General features: G+C 64.0%; 7 protein-coding genes and 1 pseudogene. 3 read left to right on the top strand and 5 right to left on the bottom strand.

Translation table 11 applies throughout. The features are described from left to right. Both ACRCSW_RS06230 and ACRCSW_RS06235 read left to right on the top strand, forming a co-directional pair. Window positions 1-127: pseudogene (locus ACRCSW_RS06230) on the top strand (IS30 family transposase); the annotation flags it as partial. A 90-nt stretch (window positions 128-217) separates the two neighbouring features. Next, window positions 218-937, top strand: a complete 720-nt coding sequence (locus ACRCSW_RS06235) for an alpha/beta fold hydrolase (RefSeq protein ID WP_438703504.1) — start codon at window positions 218-220, stop codon at window positions 935-937. A 79-nt stretch (window positions 938-1016) separates the two neighbouring features. Here ACRCSW_RS06235 and ACRCSW_RS06240 read toward each other — a convergent pair whose 3' ends face one another. Both ACRCSW_RS06240 and aroC read right to left on the bottom strand, forming a co-directional pair. After that, on the bottom strand, window positions 1017-1424 hold the full coding sequence (locus tag ACRCSW_RS06240) for a DUF1761 domain-containing protein (protein WP_438703505.1): 408 nt from the start codon (window positions 1422-1424) through the stop codon (window positions 1017-1019). A gap of 67 nt (window positions 1425-1491) precedes the next feature. Further along, window positions 1492-2592: a chorismate synthase gene (gene aroC, locus ACRCSW_RS06245; protein WP_438703507.1), complete on the bottom strand. Its 1101-nt coding sequence runs from the start codon at window positions 2590-2592 to the stop codon at window positions 1492-1494. A 304-nt stretch (window positions 2593-2896) separates the two neighbouring features. On the opposite strand from aroC, the gene ACRCSW_RS06250 reads away from it, so the two are divergent. Then, on the top strand, window positions 2897-3922 hold the full coding sequence (locus tag ACRCSW_RS06250) for a TerC family protein (RefSeq protein WP_438703509.1): 1026 nt from the start codon (window positions 2897-2899) through the stop codon (window positions 3920-3922). A 70-nt stretch (window positions 3923-3992) separates the two neighbouring features. Here ACRCSW_RS06250 and ACRCSW_RS06255 read toward each other — a convergent pair whose 3' ends face one another. The 3 genes from ACRCSW_RS06255 to ACRCSW_RS06265 all read right to left on the bottom strand — a co-directional run. Further along, a complete protein-coding gene (locus tag ACRCSW_RS06255) occupies window positions 3993-6305 on the bottom strand; it encodes a sulfatase-like hydrolase/transferase (protein ID WP_438703511.1) in 2313 nt (770 codons plus the stop codon). Further along, window positions 6305-7732, bottom strand: a complete 1428-nt coding sequence (locus ACRCSW_RS06260; protein WP_438703512.1) for a hypothetical protein — start codon at window positions 7730-7732, stop codon at window positions 6305-6307. The genes ACRCSW_RS06255 and ACRCSW_RS06260 overlap by 1 nt, the downstream gene beginning before the upstream one ends. A 10-nt stretch (window positions 7733-7742) precedes the next feature. Beyond that, window positions 7743-8237, bottom strand: a 495-nt coding sequence (locus tag ACRCSW_RS06265) for a hypothetical protein (protein ID WP_438703514.1), incomplete at its 5' end; no start/stop codon positions are given.

Genomic DNA, 8237 nt, shown 5'->3' on the forward strand with positions numbered 1-8237 from the left:
TCTATCTGTCCATTCACAGGCAAAACTCAGCGCAATTGCCAGACAGCTGAACGAACGACCACGCAAGACCTTGCAATATCAAACCCCAGCAGAGAGATTCGCAGAGTGTGTTGCGTCGATCAGTTGAACCCACCGCCCATGCCGGTCGTTCACTTTGCGGCGAGCCCATGTAGACTGGCGCTCGACGAAACCATGTGGTCGACAGGTCCATGTGAGGTTGAAACACGAACGGATCAACAATGCAGGCGTCATGCTGGAATGCCTCAGCAACGGAGGCACGGAAGGTTGCCCATTGGTCATCGTGCCGGGCCTTTTCGAAGGCGTGGACGATTGGCGCGACTTTGTCCGGTTTGTTTTTCCACGACCGGCGCATGTGATTTCGCTTCGGGGTCGGGGAGGCAGTGATGCACCCGCGAGCGGTTACGCAATGGCGGATCATGTCGGTGACATCCGCGCACTGATAGAGCATTGCGGCCTCCGCCGCTTCCACTTGCTGGGTTATTCTCGCGGCGTTTCTTACGCGCTGGCCACATTGGCGGGCTACAAAAAGTGCATCAATTGCCTTGTTTTGGGAGACTACCCAGCGCGGCATTCTCGGCTACCAGACGACTTTGCGCAGATCGTCGAACCGACTGTTTGGAGGGGCAGACCAACAGCTGACCGTATGCCCCGCCATGCTATCAAAGCGCTGCAAGCGGCATCTCATGGTGAAGACCTGATTGACTCCGTGAGAGAATTCTCCGGACCGATCTTGTTGCTGGCAGGAAACGCGGAACGCGGTGCTCATCTGGACGCTGAGGAGATCGAACGTTACAGCGGCGCAAATCCAAATGTGCAAGTTTGCCTCATAACGCAGTCTGGGCACGACCTTTTCTTGCCGGATCCCCAAGCCACTAATGCTCTGATTCAGAAGTTCTTGGATCAAAATGAACGCTAACAAACAACGAATCTACTAGGCCAACGGCCGCTTCGTCTGCTTAGCCGACATTCCCATTTTCCCGACGCCTGCCCGTCCCTTAGAACGCGTTCAGCACCGCACCCATGATCGTGCAGCCGACCACGCTGTTCACGCCATCGATCAGCGTCAGGGCGGGTTTCCGCATCGCGAAGCCATAGTTCATCGCGACCCAGGGCGTGATTAAGAAAGCCCCGACCCCAAGGCCCGCTACTGCTCCGCCGCCGACCGTCGTGACCCCCGATGTCGCGAGCATGTGCCGCATCATCCCTGCGACCAGCACCATGGCGACCAGGCCAACGATGTAGGGCAACGGCCCGGCGCTGCTGCCGTCCGACCGCGTGGGGTTTCCCTTGTCATCCAGCCGGACCTCGGCGGCGGCCACCCAGGGCTTGTTCATGGTGATGTACCAGACCGCCCCAAAAGCGAAGGCCGCGACTGCTGCGGCCAGTACGTTGACGATTTCCATTTTGTCCCTCCCGTCGTTTTCCGGGAAGGTGGCGCAAAATCAGCGGTATGGATAGCAAAATCTGTCGTCAGCCGATCCGGCCCCGGACCCCGCCAGTCTGGCCCCGGTCGAGGAGGAGGTGGTCCAGGAGGACGCAGGCCATCATCGCCTCGCCCACCGGCACGGCGCGGATGCCGACGCAGGGGTCGTGGCGGCCCTTGGTGATCAGGTCGACCTCGGCCCCGCCTTCGGTGATCGTCTGGCGCGGGGTCAGGATCGAAGACGTGGGCTTGACTGCGAAGCGGCAGACCACCGGCTGGCCGGTCGAGATGCCGCCAAGGATGCCGCCCGCGTGGTTTGAAAGGAACTCCGGCCCGTCCGGCCCCATACGGATTTCGTCGGCGTTCTCGACACCCGTCAGTGCTGCCGAGGCCATGCCCTCGCCGATCTCGACGCCCTTGACCGCGTTGATCGACATCATCGCCGAAGCAAGGTCGCTGTCGAGCTTGCCATAAAGCGGGGCGCCAAGGCCCGGCGGGACGCCCTCGGCCACCACCTCGATGACCGCGCCGACCGAGTTGTGCGACAGGCGCAGCTCATCCAGGTAGACCGCCCAGTCCGCCGCCGCTTGCGGGTCCGGGCACCAGAACGGGTTCTGCCCGATCTCGGCCGGGTCAAACCTGCCCCGGTCGATGGTCTTGACCCCCATCTGCACCATATAGCCGGTGATCTTCAGCCCCGGCGCCAGCACGGCCAGAACAGCCCGTGCCACACCCCCCGCCGCCACCCGCGACGCTGTCTCGCGTGCGCTGGACCGCCCGCCGCCCCGATAGTCCCGGATGCCGTATTTCTGGTGATAGGTGATGTCGGCGTGACCGGGGCGGAAGCTCTGAGCGATCTCGCCGTAGTCCTTCGACCGCTGGTCGGTGTTCTCGATCATCAGCTGGATCGGGGCGCCGGTGGTCTTGCCCTCGAAGACGCCCGAGAGGATACGGACCTCGTCCGCTTCCTTCCGCTGCGTGGTGTATTTCGAGGTGCCGGGCTTGCGCGCATCCAGCCAGGGCTGCAGGTCGGCCTCGGACAGCGCCACGCCGGGCGGGCAGCCATCCACCGTGCAGCCGATCGCCGGCCCATGGCTTTCGCCCCAGGTCGTGACGCGGAAGAGGTGACCGAAGGTGTTCAGGCTCATCTGGCGCACTCCGATTGCCTGCCGGGCATACAGTCGGCCCGGCCCTTGCCACAAGCCCCGGTGCATTCCAAAGGGCGGGAAAACGCGGTGAATGGTGCGGCAGCCTCACAAAGACGAGAGTTTTCTGCCCCGCCGGGGGTTGAAATGACGGGATACCGACCCAAGTGTGGCTTGCGGGCCGGGCCCCTCTGACGGCATGCGCTGTGATGTCGGACCGCATCGAGAAACAGTGCTCGATGTCATGCCCGGCAGTTTGCGCCTTAAGACGGCTGACCTCTCGACACCAATAATTGAGGCTAGAGGGATGGAATTCCTGTTTCTACTTTTCCTGGGCAAGCCGCTATGGATGTGGCTTGTGTTCCTTACGATCGTGGTCACGCTTATGGTGTTCGACCTTGGCGTGCTGAACAAGGACAACCACGAGATTGGCGTCGCCGAAAGCCTGAAGCTGTCGGCATTCTACATCATGATCGCGATCGCCTATGGCGGTTACATCTGGTGGTCCTGGTCGAACGGCACGCTGGTCACCAGCGACGGCACCAATCCCGTCGCCTCGTATTTCCAGGGTTACCTGATCGAGAAGGTCCTTTCGATCGACAACGTCTTCGTCATCTCGCTGATCTTCACCTTTTTCGCCATTCCGCGCAAATACCAGTACCGCGCGCTGGTCTGGGGCATCATCGGCGTCATCGTTCTGCGCGGCATCATGATCGCAATCGGTGCCGAGCTGATCGAGAACTACAAATGGATGACGCTGGTCTTTGCAGCGTTTCTGATCTTTACCGGGATCAGGATGCTGATGGCCACGGAAAGCGAGACTGATGTCTCCAAGAACCCGATGGTCGGGCTTGTGTCGCGGTTCATGAACGTGACCAAAGAACTGCATGGGCAGAAGTTCTTCGTGCGCCAGCCGCATCCGGTGACGAACAGGATGACGCTCTTTGCCACGCCGCTGTTTGTGGCGCTGATCGTGATCAACTTTGCCGACGTGATCTTTGCGGTCGACTCGGTGCCGGCGATCTTCCTGATCACCACCGACACCTTCATCGTCTACACCGCGAACATCATGGCGATCCTCGGCCTGCGCGCGCTTTACTTTGCGCTGGCGGCACTGGTGCACCGGTTCCACTATCTGCACTACGCGCTGGCCATCGTGCTGGTGTTCATCGGGCTGAAGGGCTTCTACAGCTACTTCTTCGGCAAGTTCGACCCGTACCTGTCGCTGGGCATCACCTTCGCGATCATCGCGGCGGGCATCTTCTACTCGCTGTGGAAGACGCGCGGCGATGGCGACGGGCATGCTAAAGCCGAAGTCAAATCGGCAGAGTGACGACGTCGCTTCGCAACAACAGGCGCCCGTCCCGAACCATCGGGGCGGGCGTTTTCTATGGACCGGCCCGCTACTCCGCGCCCTGCTTGATCTGCGAGGCCAGATCGTGGTCGCCGGGCACCCCCGCGATCCGCAGGACCGATAGTCCCAGGGTCACGTCCACCGTCCCATCCGGGCGGCGCGTGATCCGGGGCGGTTTCGGCCAGGCGGACAGGTCATAGACCTGCTCTGCCGCCCAAGCGCTTACATGCGTCACCCCGCCATAGGCCAGCACGAAGACCACCGCCCCCGGCCCCGGGTCGATCACATTGATGCCCGTCCCCGCATGCACGGTGTCGTTCCCGCCGCCGAGCCTGATCCGGTTCCGCCCCGGCCCGGTATGGACGACCGAGGACCCGTCCCCATCGATAACCTCATCATTGCCGTGGCCCGCTTGAATCCGGTTCCGCGCCGCCGTGCCGATGATCGTGTCGTCCCCGGTACCGCCGTCCAGCACATCGCGCCCGCCTCCGCCGACCAGCCGGTCGTTCCCGGCCCCGCCGTAGAAGAAATGGCGTGAGCTTTCGCTGACCGAAATCGCCAACAGCCGGTCATCCCCGTCACCGCCATAGAAGGTGGAGCCGCCGTACTTCGGGCCGATCATCACGTCGTTCCCGCGTGAGCCGCGGACGTCCACCATCACCCGCTCGGTCGTCTCGAAGGTGATCGGACTGTCGGGATGCGCCACGATCCGCATCGTCCGGGGCGCCTTCTTTGCGGCTTCGGTATCCTCGTGCCGGGCCAGGACGGTGGCGATTCGGATATGCTCGACGTTCATCGGGCAGTGGAGGACATAGCCGTCCGGCCCGCCCAGATACCAAAGCGTGTCGTGACCGCCGTCCTTCGTTTCGCGGATCTTCTCGGCCTCGGCGCCATAGGCCCAGTAGTTGTCGTTCCCGCGCTGGCCCTCCAACACCACCGACCCGTCGACCGCCATCATCGCGTTGACGCCATCCGCCGGGTTTTCAAACCCCCGCAGGTCCAGCCCAAGGTCCAGCGCACCCCTGACGAGCTCTTCCCGAAGCACATCCATCGGCGCGGTTGCGATCAGGTTTTCGGTCTCGCCGGGGTCGTTCTCGACGTCATAGACATGCTCTTCGCCGTTCGGGTAGCGGAAGTAGCGGTACTGACGGTAGCCCTGAACCGAGGGGCGGACCGAAAGCGTCCCGAAGACCGAGGTGATGGGCGATTTCGTCGTGTCGAACGCACCAAAGCTTGGGTCGATCAGCGGCAGAAGGCTTTGCCCCGACACCCAATCGGGCCGGGGCGGCAGGCCCGCAAGCTGCATGACCGTCTTGGGGAAGTTGTGCAAGGAAACCGGCAGGTCGATGACCTGTCCGTGTTCCATGCGTTGGCTCCAGATGCCCAGGGGCACATGGGCTGCGGAATCCCACTGGCTCATCTTGTGAAAGCTGTCGTGGTTCCCAAGGTTGAAGCCGTTGTCAGAGAGAAACACGACCGTGGTCTTGTCGCCCAGGGGTGAGGCCTCAAGCGCTGTCAGGAACCGGCCGATCTCATGGTCGACATGGCTGATCGCCGCGAAATAGGCCCTCACGACCTGCCGCCAGCCGTCGTCTCCGCCCTTCTCGGGCGTCCAGTTGCCGTTGGCGATATAGGCGGCCTCGTAGACGGCAAAGCCGGGCGGGGGGCCGTAGTAGTCTTCCGGCGCGGCGATGTCGGGCCAGCGGATGTCGGCGGGGTCGTAAAGCTGGTAGAACCGATCCGGGCATTCCAGATTGTAGTGCGGGTGCTTGAAGCCGAGCTGAATCAGATGCCGACGGTTCGGGTCAGCCCGGCCAAGGTGGTCGATCGCGTTCTGTGCGACCATGTGGTCGTAAAAGACCTTGTCCAGCGATCCGTCATCATCCGGGTGGTTGATCCCCGTGATCCCCGGCCCGCGGTCGAGGTAGTGCTTCGGTCTGTCCCGGCCGCCGCTGTCAAAGGCCGGAGGGTCCTCGTGGAACAGCACGCGGCGGTAGCGTTCGGGCATCGGCTTGTAGGTCGCATCGACCTTGCCGGTGGTGAAGTTGTAGAACCCCGCGCGCCGAAGGTCATAGGCCCAGGCCTTTTCCGGCGGCAGGACGTTGCGCCAGAAACGGTTGAGGTCGACAAGGCCAGTGCGGAACGGCGACAGCCCGGTCGCCAGCTCAGCCCGGCACGGCGCGCAAAGCGGGATCGTGGCGTAGGTATTGCTGAACCGCACCCCCCGGGCCATCAGCCGGTCAAGGTTCGGCGTCTTGATCTCCAGCCCGAACGTCGTCCGCCAGGTGAAGACATCGATCATGTCATCGACCCAGATGACACAGATGTTGTCCTTGGCGATGCTCTCAGCCGTGAAGGCCATCAGGGGCCGCCGTCTGTCAGCTTCAGCCGTGCAGGCAGCGCCCAGCGCCTTGTGGCCCCCCCGCCGAAGTCGCCACGGAGCGCACCCCGGTTCGCTGGATAGGGGCCTTTGCCCGGTTCCGCGGCATGGGCGTAGGTGACGAAGACCTCACCCTCGGGCCGCTTGGACAGGCGCAGGATCACGGCCTTCGGGTCCGACTTGTCAATCTCGACCCCCGTGATTTTGGCGGCGTTAGTGACACCTTCCAGCGCGAAGCCTGCCGTCTTGCCCGCGCCGAATGGGTCGCTTTTGTCGACCACCAGGCCATCCGAGGCCGCGCAGATCAACCGGATGTCCTTCCCTGCCCGCTCGGCGAGCTGGATCGTCGGGCAAAGCCAGCGCCCGCCCGCCTGCACGGCCAGCAGCGCCTCGGCCAGAAGCCAGGCCTTGGCCGCCCGGCCTGCGTCGGTCAGCCGTCCGGTGTCGTCGATCTCGAACGCATAGGAGGGCGCGGCAAAGACCAGCTGGTGATCGCCATGGTTCCACGACAGCTCCCACTGGCCTTCGAGGCCGGGACCGCGGGTGACGTCCTGCGTGCCGCAGTCGAAGGCCGCGAGGAATATGGGCCGCGCGAGGCCCCGCTTCGCCATGCCGCGAGTGATCCGCTCCATCAGCGCGATCATCCCGTCGCGGTAGGCCACGGGGTCGCCGGTCAGGTCTTCCAGCGTGTAGTCGAGCACCACCGCCAGCACCTGAGCGCCCGTGCCAAGTCGCGTCGCTCCCGCCTGCAGATTGGCGAAGGCCTGATCCAGATTGTTCACAGCAGTGCCACCGCCAAGCTCATGCGCCGTGGCCGAGGTATCCGTCTCGGCCCGGACCAGCATCAAGGGCAGCGCCTGATGCACCGCCCGCCGCCGCGCCAGCAGCTCGTCGGCCAGAAGCGCCTCGACCGTCAGCTCGCGCAGGGCCTCAAGGGCCGCCGTCGCCGGGGCCTCACCCTCACCCCCCATGCCCACCGCACCGATGTCGTCCGCCGGGGCCAGCACATGCCAGGGGAACCGCGCCGGACCGGGTGAGCCCAAGCCCGCCCGCGCGCCCCCGATCCCAAGGACCGCCAGCAGAGGCCCCCGCGCCTCGGCAATGATCGCACCGCCGTCGACATGCCTGCGATACCCGCGCGGCCCGTCCGCTCCCGGCAGGTTTGCCTGGAAGAACACCCAGTCCCCCTCCCGCCGCGGCGCCCAGAGGTCAAGATCATCCGGCAGGTCCGGAAGCGGCAGCGCCTCGCCCGCCACCGCGGCCTGAGGCTTCAGCTCCAGCCGCGCGGCGATATCGGCGATCACCTTGTCCGAGAGCCGCAGGATCAGGCCGGTCTCGTCATAGCGGATCACGTCGCCGTTCTCGGCCCGGATGATCACGCCTTCCGGCGGTATGGGTTTGTCTGCCATCTTCCCGCCTTCAGAACAAGGTCCGGAACCGTTCGGGCAGCCGGTAGACCCCCTTCGGCCGCGCCCCGCCCGGAGCCCAGTAGACCACCTTCTTCTCCCGCCAGCCGTCGACCATTTCCTTGCGGAACTCGGGGAAGTCCACCGTTTCCGCGCGTGGTTTCTCCTTCGAGAGCGCCTTGTACGTCTCCCACGCCGTATCCCAGCCGGTCTTCTTCCGCTCCACCTCCTCCAGCGAGCCGCTTTGCAGATCACGCTGCGCCCGCCGGGTCGCCAGGCGCTTTTCGGTCATGTCGTGATCGATGAAGCGCAGGTGGAAAAGGTAGAGATGCGGGTCCAGATGCAGGACCGGATGATTGGCGAAATGTCCGCCCGGCACGATGTCGATCTTGGTCGAGGTGATGCAGGGCTTGGCGTAGTTCGCGTTCAGCCGGAAGATGCGGCGGACGTCCAGGATGTTGCGGTCCGCAGCGATCGGCTCGGGTTCCAGCTTCGGGTTGTGCACCAT

Source organism: Tabrizicola sp. (genome assembly GCF_051645465.1).
Classification (GTDB): domain Bacteria; phylum Pseudomonadota; class Alphaproteobacteria; order Rhodobacterales; family Rhodobacteraceae; genus Tabrizicola.